Origin of the sequence: Mycobacterium sp. NPDC006124 (assembly GCF_040614235.1) — a bacterium.
Taxonomy (GTDB): Bacteria; Actinomycetota; Actinomycetes; order Mycobacteriales; family Mycobacteriaceae; genus Mycobacterium.
Map to the genome: position 1 here is coordinate 162,865 of NZ_JBEXUA010000003.1, position 18,679 is coordinate 181,543.

General features: G+C 70.5%; 15 protein-coding genes and 1 riboswitch. Of the genes, 11 read left to right on the plus strand and 4 right to left on the minus strand.

The genetic code is table 11. From position 1 onward, the window contains the following. The first annotated feature begins 226 nt into the window (after nt 1–226). The 4 genes from rplM (at nt 227) to ABZ195_RS07750 (ending at nt 3,341) form a co-directional block, all read left to right on the plus strand. Nucleotides 227–670, plus strand: coding sequence for a 50S ribosomal protein L13 (gene rplM / locus ABZ195_RS07735; protein ID WP_355216392.1), 444 nt, complete (start codon nt 227–229; stop codon nt 668–670). A 62-nt stretch (nt 671–732) separates the two neighbouring features. Beyond that, nucleotides 733–1,182, plus strand: a complete 450-nt coding sequence (gene rpsI / locus ABZ195_RS07740; RefSeq protein ID WP_355217022.1) for a 30S ribosomal protein S9 — start codon at nt 733–735, stop codon at nt 1,180–1,182. Nucleotides 1,183–1,270: 88 nt separating this feature from the next. Further along, nucleotides 1,271–2,605 (plus strand): phosphoglucosamine mutase, encoded by a 1,335-nt coding sequence (gene glmM, locus ABZ195_RS07745; protein WP_355216394.1) that lies wholly within the window; start codon nt 1,271–1,273, stop codon nt 2,603–2,605. Between the two features lie 130 nt (nt 2,606–2,735). Continuing rightward, entirely contained in the window at nt 2,736–3,341 is a 606-nt protein-coding gene (locus ABZ195_RS07750; RefSeq protein ID WP_355216395.1) for a cadmium resistance transporter, read from the plus strand. A gap of 42 nt (nt 3,342–3,383) precedes the next feature. On the opposite strand, the gene ABZ195_RS07755 is transcribed toward ABZ195_RS07750, so the two are convergent. Genes ABZ195_RS07755 through cobN form a run of 4 tightly spaced genes read right to left on the minus strand, consistent with a single transcriptional unit; the run spans nt 3,384 to nt 9,973 of the window. Beyond that, nucleotides 3,384–4,130: a cobalt-precorrin-6A reductase gene (locus tag ABZ195_RS07755; RefSeq protein WP_355216397.1), complete on the minus strand. Its 747-nt coding sequence runs from the start codon at nt 4,128–4,130 to the stop codon at nt 3,384–3,386. Next, nucleotides 4,127–5,602, minus strand: coding sequence for a cobyric acid synthase (locus tag ABZ195_RS07760; protein ID WP_355216399.1), 1,476 nt, complete (start codon nt 5,600–5,602; stop codon nt 4,127–4,129). The genes ABZ195_RS07755 and ABZ195_RS07760 overlap by 4 nt, the downstream gene beginning before the upstream one ends. Next, on the minus strand, nt 5,602–6,366 hold the full coding sequence (gene cobF, locus ABZ195_RS07765; protein ID WP_355216400.1) for a precorrin-6A synthase (deacetylating): 765 nt from the start codon (nt 6,364–6,366) through the stop codon (nt 5,602–5,604). The genes ABZ195_RS07760 and cobF overlap by 1 nt, the downstream gene beginning before the upstream one ends. Continuing rightward, entirely contained in the window at nt 6,359–9,973 is a 3,615-nt protein-coding gene (cobN, locus tag ABZ195_RS07770) for a cobaltochelatase subunit CobN (RefSeq protein WP_355216402.1), read from the minus strand. Before cobN ends, cobF begins: the two co-directional genes overlap by 8 nt. Before the next feature lie 30 nt (nt 9,974–10,003). After that, a riboswitch (cobalamin riboswitch) is annotated at nt 10,004–10,128 on the minus strand. A 156-nt stretch (nt 10,129–10,284) separates the two neighbouring features. On the opposite strand from cobN, the gene ABZ195_RS07775 reads away from it, so the two are divergent. From ABZ195_RS07775 to glpK, 7 genes are all read left to right on the plus strand, one after another. After that, a complete protein-coding gene (locus ABZ195_RS07775) occupies nt 10,285–10,956 on the plus strand; it encodes a precorrin-8X methylmutase (RefSeq protein ID WP_355216404.1) in 672 nt (223 codons plus the stop codon). After that, nucleotides 10,953–12,467: a precorrin-2 C(20)-methyltransferase gene (locus ABZ195_RS07780; protein WP_355216406.1), complete on the plus strand. Its 1,515-nt coding sequence runs from the start codon at nt 10,953–10,955 to the stop codon at nt 12,465–12,467. The genes ABZ195_RS07775 and ABZ195_RS07780 overlap by 4 nt, the downstream gene beginning before the upstream one ends. After that, nucleotides 12,467–13,237 (plus strand): cobalt-precorrin-4/precorrin-4 C(11)-methyltransferase, encoded by a 771-nt coding sequence (locus ABZ195_RS07785; protein WP_355216408.1) that lies wholly within the window; start codon nt 12,467–12,469, stop codon nt 13,235–13,237. Before ABZ195_RS07780 ends, ABZ195_RS07785 begins: the two co-directional genes overlap by 1 nt. Further along, nucleotides 13,234–13,875: a 5,6-dimethylbenzimidazole synthase gene (bluB, locus tag ABZ195_RS07790; RefSeq protein WP_355216410.1), complete on the plus strand. Its 642-nt coding sequence runs from the start codon at nt 13,234–13,236 to the stop codon at nt 13,873–13,875. Before ABZ195_RS07785 ends, bluB begins: the two co-directional genes overlap by 4 nt. Before the next feature lie 170 nt (nt 13,876–14,045). Then, nucleotides 14,046–16,037 carry a VWA domain-containing protein gene (locus tag ABZ195_RS07795; protein WP_355216412.1) on the plus strand — a complete coding sequence of 664 codons (1,992 nt, stop codon included), beginning with the start codon at nt 14,046–14,048 and terminating at the stop codon, nt 16,035–16,037. 4 nt (nt 16,038–16,041) lie between these two features. Continuing rightward, nucleotides 16,042–17,043, plus strand: coding sequence for a cobalamin biosynthesis protein (locus ABZ195_RS07800; protein WP_355216414.1), 1,002 nt, complete (start codon nt 16,042–16,044; stop codon nt 17,041–17,043). 109 nt (nt 17,044–17,152) lie between these two features. Then, the gene (gene glpK / locus ABZ195_RS07805) at nt 17,153–18,670 is read left to right on the plus strand and encodes a glycerol kinase GlpK (protein ID WP_355216416.1); all 1,518 of its coding nucleotides are present in this window, start codon (nt 17,153–17,155) and stop codon (nt 18,668–18,670) included. Nucleotides 18,671–18,679 lie beyond the last annotated feature (9 nt).

Sequence of the window (18,679 nt, forward strand, 5' to 3'; positions counted from 1 at the left end):
GGGGAATTGGCGGGGAGCTGGCCGGGGGTCGGCGGGGAGTCGGCGGGGCGGGGGTGGGCGTTTTGACCTGCGGCGACGGCGGCCGGTAGGCTGCTCGGTTGGCGCGCGGTGAGTCCCCGGACTCCGCGGGTCCTCGGGTCTACGTCGGTCGCCGAGGACTCCGGCCCAGCGCCTGACCGACACCCCGGCTACGCCGGGAAACCCGAGAGAAAGAAAAGGTAGCGCTGTGCCTACGTACACGCCGAAGGCGGGTGACACCACGCGAACGTGGCACGTCATCGACGCCACGGACGTGGTCCTCGGCCGGCTCGCCGTTGCAGCAGCAACCCTGCTGCGCGGCAAGCACAAGCCGACGTTCACGCCGAATGTCGACGGTGGCGACTTCGTCATCATCATCAACGCCGACAAGGTCGCCATCAGCGGCGACAAGCTGAACACCAAGTTCGCCTACCGCCACTCGGGTTACCCCGGCGGCCTCCGCAGGCGCACGATCGGCGAGATCATGGCCAAGAACCCCGAGAAGGTCGTCGAGAACGCGATCATCGGAATGCTGCCCCACAACAAGCTGAGCCGTCAGGTTCAGAAGAAGCTCAAGGTGTACGCCGGCGCCGAGCATCCGCACGTCGCTCAGCAGCCGGTTCCGTTCGAGATCAAGCAGGTGGCCCAGTGACCGAGACGACCGACGTGACCGACTCGACCGAGGTCGAGGTCGAGGTGCCCGAGGGTGGCTACGTGTCCGAGTCCACCGAGGCGCCGGCTGCCGACGAGGCCCCGGCCCGCGAGCCGCTGATCTTCGACCGGCCCGTGCAGACCGTCGGCCGCCGCAAGGAGGCCGTGGTGCGGGTGCGCCTGACCCCCGGCACCGGCAAGTTCATCCTCGACGGCCGCAGCCTCGAGGAGTACTTCCCCAACAAGGTGCACCAGCAGCTCATCAAGGCGCCGCTGGTGCTCGTCGACCGGCTCGACACCGTCGACGTCTTCGCCCACCTCGACGGTGGCGGACCGTCCGGACAGGCGGGCGCCCTGCGTCTGGCCATCGCCCGGGCGCTCATCATCGTCCAGCCCGAGGATCGGCCGCCGCTGAAGAAGGCCGGCTACCTCACTCGTGACCCGCGTGCGATCGAGCGCAAGAAGTACGGCCTCAAGAAGGCCCGCAAGGCGCCTCAGTACTCGAAGCGCTGATCCCTCGTACCGAAGACCCGCGAGCAGTGCGCGGCTTGCCCGTTTCGACGCCAAGCCGTGCACTGCTTTCGGTTTATCTAGGAGGAGCATGGGTCGCCTGTTTGGCACCGACGGCGTCCGCGGTGTCGCGAACACCGATCTGACCGCCGAGTTGGCGCTGGCCCTCGGGTCGGCCGCCGCCCGTCGACTGGGCACCTCCGTCGGCAAGCGGCGGGTCGCCGTCGTCGGCCGTGATCCGCGCGCCAGCGGGGAGATGCTCGAGGCCGCCGTCGTCGCCGGGATCACCAGCGAGGGCGTCGACGTGTTGCGCGTCGGCGTGCTGCCGACCCCGGCCGTCGCCCATCTGACGGGCGTCTACGAGGCCGAGTTCGGCGTGATGATCTCCGCGTCGCACAATCCGATGCCCGACAACGGCATCAAGATCTTCGGTCCCGGTGGGCACAAGCTCGACGACGACGCCGAGGACCGCATCGAGGAACTCCTCGGCGCCGGGCCCGGCGCCCGTCCGGTCGGCGCGGCGATCGGTCGCGTGCTCGACGCCGGCGACGCGCTCGACCGCTATCTGCGACACGTCGCGACGGCGGCCCGCACGCCTCTGCACGGCATCACCGTCGTCGTCGACTGCGCGCACGGCGCCGCCTCCGCGGCCGCCCCGCTGGCCTACCGCGCCGCGGGTGCCACCGTGATCGCGATCAACGCAGAACCCAACGGGCTCAACATCAACGACGACTGCGGGTCGACGCACATGGACGTGCTCCAGCGGGCGGTGCTCGCCCACGGCGCGGACCTGGGCCTGGCTCACGACGGGGACGCCGACCGGTGTCTGGCCGTCGATGCGGCCGGCGAGGTGGTCGACGGCGATGCCATCATGGTGATCCTCGCGCTGGCCATGCGCGACGCCGGCGAGCTGACGTCGAACACCCTGGTCGCCACGGTGATGAGCAACCTGGGGCTACACATCGCGATGCGCGCCGCGGGCATCGAGGTGCGCACCACCGCCGTCGGCGACCGCTACGTACTCGAGGAACTGCGGGCCGGCGGCTACGCGCTCGGCGGCGAGCAGTCCGGCCACGTCGTCATGCCGTCGCTGGGCACCACCGGTGACGGCGTCGCCACCGGACTGCGGCTGATGGCGCGGATGGCGCAGACCCGGTCCACGCTGGCCGACCTGTCGGCGCCGATGCACACGCTGCCGCAGGTCCTCATCAACGTCCAGGTCGCGGACAAGGCGACCGTGGCCGAGGCGCCGTCGGTCCGGTCCGCGGTGGCCGAGGCCGAGCGGGAGCTGGGTGACACCGGCCGAATCTTGTTGCGTCCCTCGGGAACCGAGCAGGTCGTCCGCGTCATGGTCGAGGCCGCCGACGAAGACACCGCCCGCCTGCTGGCCGCGCGGGTGGCCGATTCGGTGAGCGAACAACGCTGAGGTCCGGGGCGGGCGGTGCAACGTTGCTGCAACCCCGGACCACCTAGCGTGGGCGACGACGAGCACGTCGGCGTCGGCATGGCACGGCGGCAATCGAAGGAGCACCGGTGGTGGACGCATCGGTGAGGTCGTGATCGATTCGGTTGCGGCCACCGCCGCACTCGCCGCCGTTCTCTTCGCCGCGACCAACATGGACACCCTGCTGACGAGCACCGCGTTGGTGGCGGCCAACCGCCATGCCGGGCGCGGCGGCAATTGGCGCATCTGGTGCGGGCAATGCGTGGGCATGGTCATCGTCGTGGTGATCGCACTTCTCGTGGCGGCCAGCCTCGCCCATGTGTCCGCCGGATGGCTCGCTGCGATCGGTGTGGTTCCGATCCTGCTGGGGCTCAAGGGTTTGTGGGCTTGCTTCCGCAGTCGCCTCGACGTTCCCGACGGCGACGTGGCGCCGCAACAGCAAGTTGGTGTCGTCGGGGTCGCCGGTCTGACCATCGGCAGCGGTGCCGACAATCTCGCGGCCTATACGCCGGTGTTCCGGACCGACGACATGTCGCAACTGGCCGTCACGCTTGGCGTCTTCACCATCGGTGCCGCCGTCCTGTGCGTGGTGGGTGCGTGGTGCGGATCGCGACGGTTGGTCATCCTCGCCATCAGGAGATTCGGACGGTGGACCGTTCCCGTCGTCTTCCTCGTCGTGGGGGTGGCCGCGGTCTACCACGGTCTGTCGTCGATCTGACGGTGGTGCGGCCCGCGGCCTCGGCCGGGCGCCGAGACCGCGTCAACCCAATGCGCGAACCCAGGCGACGGCATCGGCCACGGTGGACACGACGGGCACGTCGGCGTGGAGTCGTGGCCGGCGCACGATGACGACGGGCACCCCGAGTTGCTCGGCGGCGAGCATCTTCGGCCAGGTGTACTCACCCCCGGAGTCCTTGGTGACCAACACGTCTGCGGCGTGGTCACGGAACACGGCCACCTCGCCGGGCAGCGCGTACGGGCCGCGATCGTTGAGCAGCCGCCAGCGCGGGGGCAGCGTCACGTCGGGTTCGTCCACCACGCGCGCCAGTACCGCGCGGTCGGCGAGCGCCGGGATGAACCGCGCCAGCTGCTGCCGTCCCGTGGTGAGCAGTGGTCGCTGCCCGAGCCGCGCCGCCTCGGCGGCGGCCTCGTCGTGGGTGTCGACCCAGCACCAGGACGGCCGCGCGCGGTCCGCCCAGCCCGGGCGCTCCAACCGCAGCAGCGGTCTCGGCGTCTCGCCGGCGGTGCAGGCCTCGGATGCGTTGGCGGACATCGTCGCCGCGAACGGGTGCGTGGCATCGACGACGGCGTCGTAGTCGACGAGTGCCGACCTCAGCCCGGCCACACCACCGAACCCGCCGATGCGGACCGGCCCCTCGGGCATCCGCGGCCTGGCAACCCGTCCCGCAAGGGAACTCGTCACGTCGAACCCGTCGGCCAGCAATCGGGCGGCCAGCGCCCGCGCCTCCGAGGTGCCACCAAGCAGCAGGATCCGCGGGCCCGTCACGGCGCCCCCGGAGCCAGGAACGGCAATCCCTCTGGGGCGCCCCGAAGGGCCAAGTCCAACAACGCGTCGACGTCCAGATGCGCGTCGACGAGCTCACCGAGCAGGTCGAGGCGGCGCTCGCGGGCCGCGGGAAAGCTGACGCCGGAGGGCTCGAGCTCGAGCGTCTCGCGCAGGAATGCCGCCCGCAGCGCGTCACCCTCCAGCGACCCGTGCCACATCGTGCCGAACACCGCACCCGATCGGGCCCCGCCGAGGAATTCCTCCGCATCGGGCCCCCGGGTGATGCGGCCGTGGTGGATCTCGTACCCCGCCGCGGGTGCGCCGAGACCCTCGCCGTGGGGCAACCGAAGCACCTTCGCCGGCGCGAACGTGGTCTCGACGTCGAGCACCCCGAGCCCCGCCACCTCGGGAACGCCGCCCTCGACACCGTCGGGATCGCGAATCACGTTGCCCAGCATCTGAAATCCACCGCAGATGCCCAGCAGCGGCTTGCCGGCCGCGACGTGCGCCAGCAGCGCCCGGTCCAGTCCCCGCGACCGCAGCCACGCCAGGTCGGCGATGGTGGACCTGGTGCCGGGCAGCACCACCACATCGGCATCGGCCAGGGCGCGGGGATCGGAGACGAACACGACGTCGACGTCCGGTTCCAGACCGAGCGCGTCGACGTCGGTGAAGTTGCTGATGCGCGGCAGCCGGATCACCGCCACGCGCCGCGCCCCGGTGTCCGTCGAGCGGCGTCCCTGCAAGTCGAGTGCGTCCTCGGAGTCCAACCACAGGTCGGGATGCCAGGGCAGGGTGCCGTACACCCGCCGGCCCGTCAGGCGTTCCAGGTCGCGCAGCCCCGGCGCCAGCAGGTCGACGTCGCCGCGAAACTTGTTGACCACGAAGCCCGTCAGCAGCGCCTGGTCCTCGGGGGACAGGAGCGCCACGGTACCGAGGAACGCCGCGAACACGCCGCCGCGATCGATGTCGCCGACCACGACGGTCGGCAGTCCGGCGTGGCGGGCCAGGCCCATGTTGACGTAGTCGCCTGCGCGCAGGTTGATCTCGGCCGGACTCCCCGCGCCCTCGGCCACCACGACGTCGAACCGCGTGGCCAGGTCATCGAACGCCGCGTGCGCCGCGGTCGCCAGCGCCCGCCGTCCCTCCAGCCAGTCCGATGACGACACCTCACCCCACGGCCGGCCCATCAGCACGACGTGGCTGCGACGATCACTGCCCGGCTTGAGCAGCACCGGGTTCATCGCCACCTCGGGAACGGCCTGGGCCGCCAGCGCCTGAACCCATTGTGCGCGGCCGATTTCGGCGCCGTCCAGGTCGGGCCCCGCACACACCATGGAGTTGTTGGACATGTTCTGCGCCTTGAACGGAGCCACCTTCACGCCGCGGCGCGCCAGGGCCCGGCACAATCCGGTGGTCACCACGCTCTTGCCCGCGTCACTGGTGGTGCCGGCGACGAGCAGACCCGCCATCAGGTCCGCCTCACCAGGAACAGATCCATCACCCACCCTGCCTCGGACTTCGCCTTCTCGCGGGCGTCGACGATGGCGGGCAACGCCTCCGAGAGACGACCCGACACCAAGCGTTCGCCGGTGGCACCGAGGTTGGCGCCCCACCACACCGTCCAGTCGTCGAGTCCGGTGAGGTCCAACCGGTCCGGCGGCGGGTTGAGCATGGCGACGATGTTGTCCTGCCCGGCGGCCACCGCCTCCTGCAGCCGGCGTCCGGTCGTCACGTGTACCGACCTGCCGACCTCGTGCAGCACGATGCGGTGCCGGGCGGCCAGCAGCTGCGGTGCGCTGATGCCTGGCAGGACGTCGAACTCCACCGCCACTCCGAGCGCGCGCACCTTCTCGACGACCCGGATCGTGGAGTCGTAGAGCGAGGGGTCGCCCCAGACCAGGAACGCCGCGGTGCCACCCCGCTCGCGCAGCAGCTCGGCGTACCGGGCGGCTCGGGCGTCGTGCCAATCAGCCACCGCGCCTTGATAATTGGCGTCGGTCAACCCGGCCGAACGGTCGCGTACGGGGTCGGGCACCACCACGATTTCGGCGGGCCCGTCGGCGCCGGGGAACGCCTCGACGATCTCGCGACGCAGCGCCAGCAGTCCGTCGTCGTCGTTCTTGGCCGCCGCGAGCACGTAGTCCACCGACCGCAACGCGTCGCCGACCTCGGGGGTCACCTGGTGCGGGCCCATGCCGACCCCGAGGATCCGGATCTGCACGGGCTCAGGCACCGGTGGTCGCACCACGGTCCTCCAGGTCGCCCTCGACCTCCAGGTAGGCCTGCTGCAGCGCGGCCAGCGTCTCGGCGGAGGGGTCGGCCCACAGCCCACGGTCGGCGGCTTCCTGCAGCCGCTCGACGATCCCATGCAGCGCCCAGGGATTGGAGGTGTCGAGGAACTCCCGCGTCGTGGGGTCCAGCACGTACTCCTGGGCCAGCTTCTCGTACATCCAGTCGTGCACGACGCCGGCGGTGGCGTCGAACCCGAACAGGTAGTCCACCGTCGCGGCGAGCTCGAAGGCCCCCTTGTATCCGTGCCTGCGCATGGCGGCGATCCACCGCGGGTTGACCACCCGGGAACGGAAGACGCGGGCGGTCTCCTCCGAGAGCGTCCTGGTGCGCACCGCATCCGGTGTCGTCGAGTCCCCGACGTAGGCCTTGGGGTCCGAGCCGGTGAGCGCCCGCACGGTGGCGATCATGCCGCCGTGATACTGGAAGTAGTCGTCGCTGTCGGCGATGTCGTGTTCGCGCGTGTCGACGTTCTTGGCCGCCACCTTGATTCGGCGGTAGTTGGTGCGCATGTCGTCGGCGGCGGGCGCGCCGTCCAGACCACGGCCGTAGGCGAACCCGCCCCACGCGGTGTAGACCTCGGCCAGGTCCTTGTCGTCGCGCCAGGTGCCCGCCTCGACGACCTGCAGGATGCCCGCTCCGTAGGACCCGGGCTTGGAGCCGAAGATCCGCGTGGTGGACCGGCGTTGGTCGCCGTGCTCGGCCATGTCGGCCCGGGCGTGGGCGGCCACGAAGTTCTGGTCGTCGGGCTCGTCGAGTTCGGCGACCATCTGGACGGCGTCGTCGAGCATCGTCACCACGTGCGGGAAGGCGTCGCGGAAGAAGCCCGAGATGCGCACCGTCACGTCGATGCGCGGCCGGCCGAGTTCCTCTGGCGTGACGATCGCGAGACGGCTGATTCGCCGGGACGCCTCGTCCCACTCGGGGCGCACCCCGAGGAGCGCGAACACCTCGGCGATGTCGTCACCTGAGGTGCGCATGGCACTGGTGCCCCACACCGACAGGCCCACCGACTCCGGGTATGTGCCGGTGTCGTCGAGGTAGCGCTGGATCAACGAGTCGGCCATGGCCTGGCCGGTCTGCCAGGCAAGCCGCGACGGCACCGCGCGGGGGTCGACGGTGTAGAAGTTGCGGCCCGTCGGCAGCACGTTCACCAGACCGCGCAGCGGTGAGCCCGAGGGCCCGGGACGGATGAAACCACCTGCGAGGGCGTGTAATACGGCCTCGATCTCGCCCGCGGTGCCCGCCAGCCGCGGCACCACCTCGGTGGCGGCGAAGTGCAGCACCTTCTGCACCCCGGGGTCGTCGTGCAGCGAACCCGCTGCCTCGACCGCCCAGCCCGCCGCCTCCATCGCCTCGACGAGTTGCCTTGCCCGCGTTTCGATCTCGTCGACCGCTCGGGTCTCGGCGTCGTCCTTCAGGCCCAGCGCGGCACGTAGTCCCGGTACCGCGTGGTCCTGGCCGCCCCACACCTGCGCGGCGCGCAGGATGGCCAGCACCAGGTTGACCCGCGCCTCGCCCTGCGGCGCGCCGCCGAGGACGTGCAGCCCGTCCCGGATCTGGGCGTCCTTGATCTCGCACAGCCAGCCGTCGACGTGCAGCAGGAAGTCGTCGAATTCCTCGTCGTCCGGCCGGTCGTCGAGACCGAGGTCGCGGTGCATCTCGGCCGCCCGCATCAGATTCCAGATCTCACCGCGGATCGCGGGCAGCTTCGCCGGATCCATCGACGCGATGTTGCCGTACTCGTCGAGCAGCTGCTCCAGCCGCGCGATGTCGCCGTAGGTCTCCGCCCGCGCCATCGGCGGGATGAGATGGTCGACGATGGTGGCGTGCGCGCGCCGCTTGGCCTGGGCGCCCTCGCCGGGATCGTTGACCAGGAACGGGTAGATCAGCGGCATGTCGCCGATCGTCGCGTCGGTCGCGCACTCGGCCGACAGCGCGGCGTTCTTGCCGGGCAGCCATTCCATCGAGCCGTGCTTGCCGAGGTGGACCACCGCGTCCGCGCCGAAACCGCGCTCCAGCCAACGATATGCGGCCAGGTAGTGGTGACTCGGCGCCAGGTCGGGATCGTGGTAGATCGCCACCGGATTCTCCCCGAAACCGCGGGGCGGCTGGATCATCAGCACGATGTTGCCCGCCCGCAGCGCCGCGAGCACGATCTGGTGGTCGTCGTTGACGAAGAGCGTGCCCGGGCCCGGTCCCCACGCTTCGGTCATGGCGTCGCGCAAGCTGGCCGGCAGGTGCGCCGTCCACCGCGCGTACTCCTCGGCGGTGACGGTGACGTGGGCGTCGGTGAGCTGGCCTGTCGTCAGCCAGTCCTGATCCTGTCCGCCCGCCGCGATCAGCGTGTGGATCAGCCGGTCGCCGGCCTCGGTCTCGTCGGCGATGTCGAGTACGCCGAATCCGTCGCCGACGTCGTAACCCTGCTCGGCCAACCGGTGCAGCAACCGCACCGTCGAGGCCGGGGTGTCGAGGCCGACGGCATTGCCGACGCGAGAGTGCTTGGTGGGGTACGCCGACAGGACGAGGGCGAGTTTCTTCTCCGCGTTCGGCAGCCGCCGCAGGCGGGCGTGCTTGACGGCGATGCCCGCCACCCGCGCACAGCGTTCCGGGTCGGCGACGTAGTGCGGCAGACCGTCCTCGTCGATCTCCTTGAACGAGAACGGCGCGGTGATGATGCGTCCGTCGAACTCGGGGATGGCGATCTGATTGGCCGAGTCGAGCGGGGTGACCCCGTCGTCGCTGGCCTGCCAGTCCTCCCGTGAGGACGTCAGGCACAACCCTTGGAGCATTGGAATGTCAAGGGCGGCAAGGCGTTCGATGTCCCAGGCGCCGTCGTCGCCGCCAGCGGTCACCCCGGCGGGCTTGGACCCGCCGGCGGCCAGCACGGTGACTACCAGCGCGTCGAGCGTGCCCATTGCGTCGAACAGCTCCTGCGGCGCGCTGCGCAGGGAGGATGCGAAGATCGGCACCCCGACCGCGTCGCCGGTCGCGTCCACCGCGTCGACGAGGGCGTGGGCGAAGTGGGCGTTGCCGCTGATCTCGTGAGCACGGTAGTAGAGCACGCCGACCCGGATGTCCTTCGGGCTGGACGCGCCGGCGCCCGCACCGTACCCCCACTCGGGGATGACGACGGGCTCCTCGAAACCCTCCCCGGTGAGCAGCACCGTGTCACACAGGAACGCGTGCATCTGGCCGAGGTTGGCCGGGCCGCCCTCGGCGAGGTAGGCGTGCGCCTGGGCGGCGACGCCGATCGGGACGTTCGAGCACTCCATCAGCTCGGCACTGGGCTGGCGCTCGCCGCCGAGCACCACCAGGGGCAGACCGCTGGCGCGCAGGACCGCCAGCTCGGACTCGATCTCGGCCGACGAGCCGAGCACCCGCAACACCACCAGCTGCGCGCCGCGGATCAGTGGCTCGAGTTCCTGACGCACCGGGTTGCCGAGGGTGAACGGCGCACCGCTGGCCCGGGCCGAGAGCAGGTCGGTGTCCGACGTGGACAGCAGGGCGATGCGGGGGAGGGGCATCGAATTCGGCGGGACATCGGGCATGCGTGGGCTCCTACTCGGGGTTCTCGCCCCTCGTCGTCGAAGTCTCGTGGCCAGTATCTGGCTATGGCCACGAAGTGGCCTCACAGTGGCGGAACCGCCCCGGGTTTGCACCGGGTTCCTTCGCCGCGAGACGTGCTAGGTCAGAGTAGTGCAGGTTTCCTTCCCGGTGGTCACACCCGGGCGCTTTCGGCACCGATCGTGGCACTGCTACCCCATTGCAACGTGGGGGGTGGTAGTGATGTCGGCGTGCCCGACGGACGCGACACCCCACTCCGGCAGCGTCAGCACGCATGCCCAGAAGGATTTCGATGATGAGCTCCGACCAACTCGCCCGCCCCACCAAGCGGTACGAGTACATCGACGACGGACCCGCCATCTACGTGGACTCGTTCGCCACCATCCGTCGCGAGGCCGATCTGTCCGCGATCCCCACCGAGGCCGAGAAGCTCGCGGTGCGGATGATCCACGGCACCGGGCAGCCCGCGTTGGTCAAGGATCTGGTCATCCATCCCGACCTCGTCCTTGCGGCCCGGTCGGCGCTCGACGCCGGCGCCCCCATTCTCTGTGACGCCCAGATGGTCGCCACCGGTGTCACCGCCAGCCGCCTCCCGGCCGGCAACGACGTGCACTGCTTCCTGCACGACCCGCGTGTCCCCGAGCTCGCCAGGGCATGGCGCACCACCAGGACCGCCGCGGCGGTCTCGCTGTGGACACCGTTGCTCGAGGGGGCCGTCATCGCGATCGGCAACGCCCCGACGGCCCTGTTCCACCTCTTGGAGATGATCCTCGACGGGGCGCCGCGCCCCGCCGCCATCGTCGGTTGCCCCGTCGGCTTCATCGGCGCCGCCGAGTCGAAGGACGCGCTCATCGCGTTGTCCGCCGAGCACGGCGTCGACATTCCGTTCGTCACGATCCGCGGACGACTCGGTGGTTCGGCGATGACGTCGTCGGCCCTGAATGCGCTTGCCGCGGAGAAGGAATGACCACCGGACGGTTCTTCGGCGTCGGGCTGGGACCCGGCGATCCCGAGCTGATGACGCTGAAGGCCGCCAGGCTCATCGGCGAGGCCGACGTCGTCGCGTACCACGCGGGCGTCAACAAGCAGTCCTACGCCAGGAGCATCGCCGCGGATCTCATCCGCGACGGCGTGGTCGAGGAAGAGCTGCGCTACCCCGTCACCACCGGCAGCACCGACCACCCCGGCGGGTACGCCGGGGCGCTCGCCGACTTCTACGAGGAGTCCGCCGCGCGGCTCGCCGTGCACCTGTCCGCCGGCCGGACCGTCGTGCTGCTCGCCGAGGGCGACCCACTGTTCTACGGCTCGTACATGTACATGCACGACCGGCTCAGCTCGCGCTTTCCGACCGAGGTCGTGCCCGGCCTGCCCGCGTTCCTCGCCGCGACCGCGACGACGGCGTCGCCGCTGGTCCGACAGACCGACGTGCTGACCGTGCTGCCCGGCACCCTGCCCGAGCCCGAGCTGGCCCGCCGGCTTGCCGACACCGACGGCGCCATCATCATGAAGCTGGGCCGAACGTTCCCCGCCGTCCGCCGGGCGCTGGCGGCCTCGGGGCGGCTCGCCCACGCCCTGTACGTCGAACGGGCCAGTCACCCCGAAGAGCGCTGGATGCCGGTCGCCGACGTCGACGAGACGTCGGTGCCCTATCTGTCACTCATCGTCGTCAACGGCGACTCGCTCAACGGTCGGCGCTCCCGCACGCCCGACGAGCTGACTGCCGCGGTGGCCAGCCCGGCCACCACGGCCGCCGAACTCTTGGTGGTGGGCCTCGGGCCCGGCCCCGAGGAGTGGCTGACGCCGGAGGCGTCCGCCGCGCTGGCCGAGGTCGACCACGTGGTGGGGTACGGGCCGTACGTCGCCCGCGTGCCGCAGCGCGCGGGTCTGCAACGGCACGCCTCGGGTAACACCGTCGAGGTCGACCGCGCTCGGTTCGCCCTCGATCTGGCCAAGCGGGGTGAACGGGTTGCCGTGGTCTCCGGGGGTGATGCGGGGGTATTCGGCATGGCTGCAGCGGTTTTCGAGGCCGCGGAGGACGAGGCCGTCGCCGACGTCCCGGTGCGCGTGCTGCCGGGCCTGTCGGCGGTGCAGGCCGTCGCGGCCCGCGCCGGGGCGCCGATCGGTGCGGACTTCGCCGTGCTGAGTCTGTCCGACCGGCTCAAACCGTGGGCGGTGATCGAGGCGCGGTTGCGCGCCATCGCGGAGGCCGACCTGGTGCTGGGCATCTACAACCCCGCCTCGCGAAGCCGACCCGATCAGATCGAGCTGGCCCGAAAGCTGTTGCTCGAGCACCGGTCCGCGGAGACCGTCGTGGTGGTCGGCCGGGACGTCGGACGGGCCGAGGAGTCCCTGCTGGTGACCACCCTTGGGGAGCTCGACACCGATTCCGTCGACATGAAGTGCCTGCTGTTGATCGGGGCGTCGTCGACCCGGGTGACGGCGACGGGTCGGGTATGGACGCCCAGGTGGGTCCAGTGATGGTCGACGGAGTGAATCCGGTGCAGTTCGTCGGGGCGGGTCCCGGCGCGGCCGATCTGCTGACCCTGCGTGCCGCACGTCTGCTCGGCGACGCCGACGTGGTGCTGTATCCGGGTACCTACCTCGACGCCGAAGTCCTCGAGAATTGCTCTCGCGCAGCTGATCTCGTCGACACGAAGGATCTGAACCTCGATGCCATCGTGGCGCGCATCGTCGCGGCATACGAGGCGAGGTTGCGAGTGGTACGACTGGTCTCCGGGGATCCGACGCTCTACAGCGCGGTGTCCGAGCAGACCCGGCGCCTCGACGCCGCGGGCGTGCCGTGGGCGGTGACCCCCGGAGTGCCCGCCTACGCGGCCGCCGCGGCGCGGGTGGGACGGGAGCTGACCGTGCCGCTGGTCACCCAGTCGGTGGTGCTCACCCGCACCCATCAGCGCTCGACGGCGATGCCGGAATCCGAGTCCCTGGGCGCCTTTGCCGCGACGCGGGCGACGCTGGTGCTGCACCTGGCCATCACCAGGACGCGGGAGCTGATGGCCGAGCTCGTCGAGCCGTATGGCGCCGACTGCCCCGTCGTGGTGGTCTACCGGGCGTCACAACCGCAGGAGGTGGTGCTGCGTGGCACCGTCGCCGACATCGCCGATCGCGTGGCCGAGGCCGGCTTGCGTCAGGCCGCGGTGATCCTGGTTGGCCGCGCGCTTGCCGAACGGACCGACCCGTGCGCGGGGGAGAGCCACCTGTACGACCCACTGAGAGAGCGGTCCCGATGAGCGCGCCCACCATAGACGGCCTCTACGACGTCATCCACCGCCGCCGCGACACCCGTCGCGAATTCACCGGTTCACCAATCGAACCCGAGGTTCTCGATCGCGTCTTGACCGCGGCCCACGCCGCGCCGTCGGTCGGCATGTCACAGCCGTGGGACTTCGTCCTGGTGCGCTCGACCGAGACTCTGTCGGCCTTTCGCGACCACGTCCTCACCGAGCGCGATCTCTTTGCGAGCGCCCTGGAAGGGGAACGGGCAGAGACGTTCTCGCGGATCAAGGTCGAAGGCATCCAGGAATCCGGCCTGGGCGTCGTCGTCGGGTACGACCCCACTCGCGGGGGTCGCCAGATCCTCGGCAGGCACGCCATCGACGATGCCGGCCTGTACTCGGTGGTGTGCGCGATCCAGAACCTGTGGCTCGCCGCCACGGCGGAGGGCCTCGGCGTCGGCTGGGTGTCGTTCTACCGTGAGGACTTCCTGCAGGCTCTGGTCGGCATGCCCGCCCACGTGCGGCCGGTCGCCTGGTTGTGCCTCGGGCGCGTCGCCGACCTGCCCGACACCCCCGATCTGGAACGATACGGCTGGCGGAACCGCGCCCCGCTCGACACGGTGATCCACCATGAGCGCTACCAGGCGCGCTGAGCCGGCGTCCACCCGGTGGACGACGCGACCTCGCAGACCGCTTCGCCGGCGATGCTAGCGTTGTCGCCGCGACCGGTTCCCTGCGCCCCGAGTCAATCCGGTGCAGTCCGTCGCAGGAAGACCCGAGAACGCCCATCCATCGCGATGTCGCAGTGACGAGCGGAGCTCCCTTGCATCAGCTGTATCCCTTTCCCGCCGTCCTCGGCGCCGATCCCGACGCACCCGGCGGGTTGGACGACATGGCGTTGGCGCTGATTCTCACCACCATCTCCCCGGCAATCGGCGGCGTGCTGGTGCGCGGAGAGAAGGGGACGGCGAAGTCGACGCTGGTGCGGGCGCTGGCCGATCTGCTGCCCGACATCACGGTCGTCGCGGGTGACCGATTCTCCACCGACCCCGCGGATGTGGATCCGCTGTCACCCGACGGTCCGTTCGCCCCCGATGCACCCGTGGAGACGCGGCCCGTACGCCTGGTCGAGCTTCCGGTCGGTGCCACCGAGGACCGGGTCGCGGGTTCCATCCACCTCGAGCGCGCCCTCAGCGACGGCGCCGTGCACTTCGAGCCCGGCCTGCTGGCCAGGGCGCACCGAGGCATTCTCTACGTCGACGAGGTCAACCTGCTGCACGACCACTTAGTCGACCTGCTGCTCGACGCCGCGGCCATGGGTCGTCTGACCGTCGAGCGCGACGGCATCTCGGTCACCCACGCGGCCCGATTCGTGATCGTGGGAACGATGAATCCCGAAGAGGGAGAACTGCGTCCACAATTGCTGGACCGCTTCGGCCTCAGCGTCGAGGTGGCCGCCCCACAGGATCCCGCCCTGCGGGCGGAGGTGGTGCGGCGCCGGTTGTCCTACGACGCCGATCCCGACGGGTTCCGCGCCCGCTATGCCGGTGTGGAAGACGTCCTGCGGCAACGGATCAGCGACGCCCAGTCGCGCGTCAAGGGCGTCGAGCTGACGCCGACGACGCTACTGCGGATCGCCGAGGTGTGTTCGGCGTTCGGCGTGGACGGCATGCGCGCCGACATCGTGACCGCGCGCACCGCGGCCGCGCACGCGGCGTGGCAGGGGCGCGACGACATCATCATGGAAGACCTGCGAGTGGCCGCCCGGCTCGCGCTGCCACACCGGCGGCGCCGCAACCCGTTCGACGCACCGGGACTGGAGCAGGACGAGCTCGACGAGCTGCTACCCCCCGAGGCGCCCGACGACGAACCCGATCCCGATCCCGACGGACCCGATCCCGACGGCGGCCAGGAACCCCCGGATGACCTCGACGGCCCACCTCCGTCGGAGAGCGGCGAATCGCCTGCCGGACAAGGAAGCCCGCCGGCACCGATCGGTGCCGGTGAACCCTTCCGGGCGCGCTTGTTCACCGTCGACGGGGTGGGCGACGGGCAAGCCGGGCGACGCAGCCGCGCCCGGACGACGGCGGGCCGCCGCACCGGCGCCACTCCGCTGTCCACCGCGGGCCACGGCATCCACCTACTCGAGACCGTCCGCGCCGCTGCGCCGCATCAAGCCGCGAGGGGCCGCACGTCGGGGCGGCTGCTGCTGCAGCCTGCGGATCTGCGCCGCGCCGTGCGCGAGGGCCGGGAGGCCAACCTGGTGCTGTTCGTCGTCGACGTGTCGGGATCGATGGCCGCCAGAGAGCGTATGCGACAGGTGAAGACGGCGATCCTGTCGCTGTTGCTCGACGCCTACCGGCGCCGGGACCGGGTGGCCGTCGTGACGTTCCGCGGTACCGGCGCCGAGGTGGCGCTGCCGCCGACGCGTTCGGTCGACGTCGCGGCCCGGCGCCTCGACGACCTCCCCGCCGGCGGGCGCACGCCGCTGGCCGAGGGGCTGCTGGAAGCGACCGAGCTGGTCCGTCGCGAACGGTTGCGCGATCCGGGTCGCCGACCGCTACTGGTGGTCATCACCGACGGCCGGGCCACCGCGGGTGCCGACGCGCTCGAACGGTCACGCCGCGCCGCGGCCCACGTGGCCGCCCAGCACATCGGCGCGATCGTGGTCGACTGCGAAAGTGGGCGCATGCGAATGGGATTGGCGCGGATCCTGGCGGAGCACATGGCCGCCGAACACGTGGGGCTGGCGCAGGTCAACGCCGAAGCGCTCACCGACATCGTGCGAGGCGCGACCCGCCCGGGAGCAGCCTGATCCCGTGAGTCGGAGATCATCTCGCGCCGCAGGGCTGCTGCTCGGGCACGTCGCCGACCGACTGTTCGGCGACCCCCGTCGGTGGCATCCGGTCGCCGGCTTTGGAACGGTGGCGGGCGCCCTGGAACGGCGGATGTACGCCGACGAACGTCGCCGCGGTGTGGCCTACGAGGCGATCCTGGTCGGCGGCACGACCGCCCTGGCAGTACTCGCCGAACGTAGGGCGCGACATCCGGTGGCACACGCGCTGGTGACGGCGGTGACCACCTGGGCCGTGCTCGGCGGCCGTTCGCTGGAGCGGGAGGCGCAAGCGGTCCACGACCTGTTGGCCGTCGGCGATCTCGACGGCGCGCGGCAGCGGTTGCGCAACCTGGTCGGTCGCGACACCGCGACCCTGACTCCCGACGAGATCGCGCGGGCCGTCATCGAATCGGTGGCCGAGAACACCAGCGACGCGGTGGTCACCTCCTACGTCTGGGGCGCGGCTCTCGGCGTGCCGGGGCTGGTGATGCACCGGACCGCGAACACCCTCGATGCGATGGTGGGTCACCACAATGCCCGTCATGAGCGATTTGGCTGGGCGGCAGCGCGTTTCGACGATCTGATCGGGCTGCCCGGGTCTCGGCTGGCCGGCTCCCTGACCACCGCGCTCGGACCCGACCCCCGCGCGGCCTGGACGGCGTGGCGACGTGACGCCGGGGGCCACCCCAGTCCCAACGCCGGCGTGGTCGAAGCCAGCTTCGCCGGGGCCATGGGCATTCGGCTCGGTGGAACCAACACCTATTACGGCAACCGGACCGAGCACCGGGCGCTGATGGGCGACGGACGCCCGCCCGCCCCCGACGACGTCCCGGTCGCCATCGGATTGGCCCGCTGGGTGGGGTGGGGTGCGGCAGTGGTGGCGGCCGGCGTCTCGTCGACGCCCCGGCCGCCGTGGTCGACGCGATGGGCAAATGACGCTCGACCGGCCTCGCATCGTAGGCGTCCGCCCAGCTCCAGGGGTTGATTTCTCGAAATGCAGCGTTGCAACCTCACTGCAACCCCGGCACGTTTAGCGTCGACATTCGATACCCTGGTCCGGGCGAGCCGCCTTCGCCCCAACATGAGGAGCACCGTTGGCTGAGTTCGTCGCTGCGATCGACCAGGGCACCACCAGCACCCGCGCCATGATCTTCGATCACGACGGCGCCGAGGTGGGCAGACACCAGCTCGAACACGACCAGATCCTGCCGAAAGCCGGTTGGGTCGAGCACAATCCGGTGGAGATTTGGGAGCGGACCGCTTCGGTCCTCAGTTCGGTGCTCAACAAGACCAACCTGCAGACCGGCGACCTGGCCGCGCTGGGCATCACCAACCAGCGCGAGACGGCCCTGGTGTGGGACCGCAAGACCGGCAGGCCGTACTACAACGCGATCGTCTGGCAGGACACCCGCACCGATCGCATCGCCACCGCGCTCGACCGCGACGGGCGCGGCGACGTCATTCGGCGCAAGGCGGGTCTGCCGCCGGCCACCTACTTCTCCGCCGGCAAGGTGCAGTGGATCCTCGAGAACGTCGACGGCGTTCGCGAGGCAGCGGAGCGCGGGGACGCGATCTTCGGTACCAGCGACAGCTGGGTGGTCTGGAATCTCACCGGCGGCCCGCGCGGCGGCGTGCACGTCACCGACGTGACCAACGCCAGCCGCACCATGCTGATGGATCTGGAGACCCTCGACTGGGACGACGAGCTGCTGTCGTTCTTCGACATCCCGCGGCAGATGCTGCCCAAGATCGTGCCGTCGTCCTCCCCGGAGCCCTACGGCGTCACGCTGGACACCGGCCCGCTGGGCGGCGAGGTGCCGGTGACGGGCATTCTCGGCGACCAGCAGGCCGCGATGGTCGGTCAGGTGTGCCTGGCCCCCGGTGAGGCCAAGAACACCTACGGCACCGGAAACTTCCTGCTGCTCAACACCGGTGAGAAGATCGTGCGCTCGGAGAACGGGCTGTTGACCACCGTCTGCTATCAATTCGGTGACGCGAAGCCGGTATATGCACTCGAGGGTTCGATCGCCGTGACCGGGTCGGCCGTCCAGTGGCTGCGCGATCAGCTCGGCATCATCAGTGGCGCGGCTCAGAGCGAATCACTGGCCAGGCAAGTCGAGGACAACGGTGGCGTGTACTTCGTGCCTGCGTTCTCCGGACTGTTCGCACCATACTGGCGCTCCGACGCCCGCGGCGCGATCGTCGGGTTGTCGCGGTTCAACACCAACGCGCACGTGGCGCGGGCGACCCTGGAGGCGATCTGCTACCAGAGCCGCGACGTGGTCGACGCGATGGAAGCCGATTCGGGGGTGCACCTCGAAGTCCTCAAGGTCGACGGCGGCATCACCGCGAACGACCTGTGCATGCAGATCCAGTCCGACGTGCTGGGCGTCGACGTGGTCAAGCCCGTCGTGGCGGAGACCACCGCGTTGGGCGCCGCCTACGCGGCCGGGTTGGCGGTGGGTTTCTGGGCCAACCCGGACGATCTACGAGCCAACTGGCAAGAGGACAAGCGCTGGACGCCGTCCTGGAGCGACGAGCAACGTGCGACCGGATACGAGGGGTGGCAGAAGGCCGTGAAACGGACCCTCGACTGGGTCGACGTTTCCTGACGTTTCGGA

Bases quoted from the DNA above. Each gene is read 5' to 3' on its own strand.
- glmM (WP_355216394.1), top strand. From the start codon at position 1,271: ATGGGTCGCCTGTTTGGCACCGACGGCGTCCGCGGTGTCGCGAACACC.
- ABZ195_RS07760 (WP_355216399.1), bottom strand. From the start codon at position 5,602: ATGGCGGGTCTGCTCGTCGCCGGCACCACCAGTGACGCGGGCAAGAGC.
- cobN (WP_355216402.1), bottom strand. From the start codon at position 9,973: ATGCCCGATGTCCCGCCGAATTCGATGCCCCTCCCCCGCATCGCCCTG.
- ABZ195_RS07775 (WP_355216404.1), top strand. From the start codon at position 10,285: ATGAGCTCCGACCAACTCGCCCGCCCCACCAAGCGGTACGAGTACATC.
- ABZ195_RS07780 (WP_355216406.1), top strand. From the start codon at position 10,953: ATGACCACCGGACGGTTCTTCGGCGTCGGGCTGGGACCCGGCGATCCC.
- ABZ195_RS07785 (WP_355216408.1), top strand. From the start codon at position 12,467: ATGGTCGACGGAGTGAATCCGGTGCAGTTCGTCGGGGCGGGTCCCGGC.
- bluB (WP_355216410.1), top strand. From the start codon at position 13,234: ATGAGCGCGCCCACCATAGACGGCCTCTACGACGTCATCCACCGCCGC.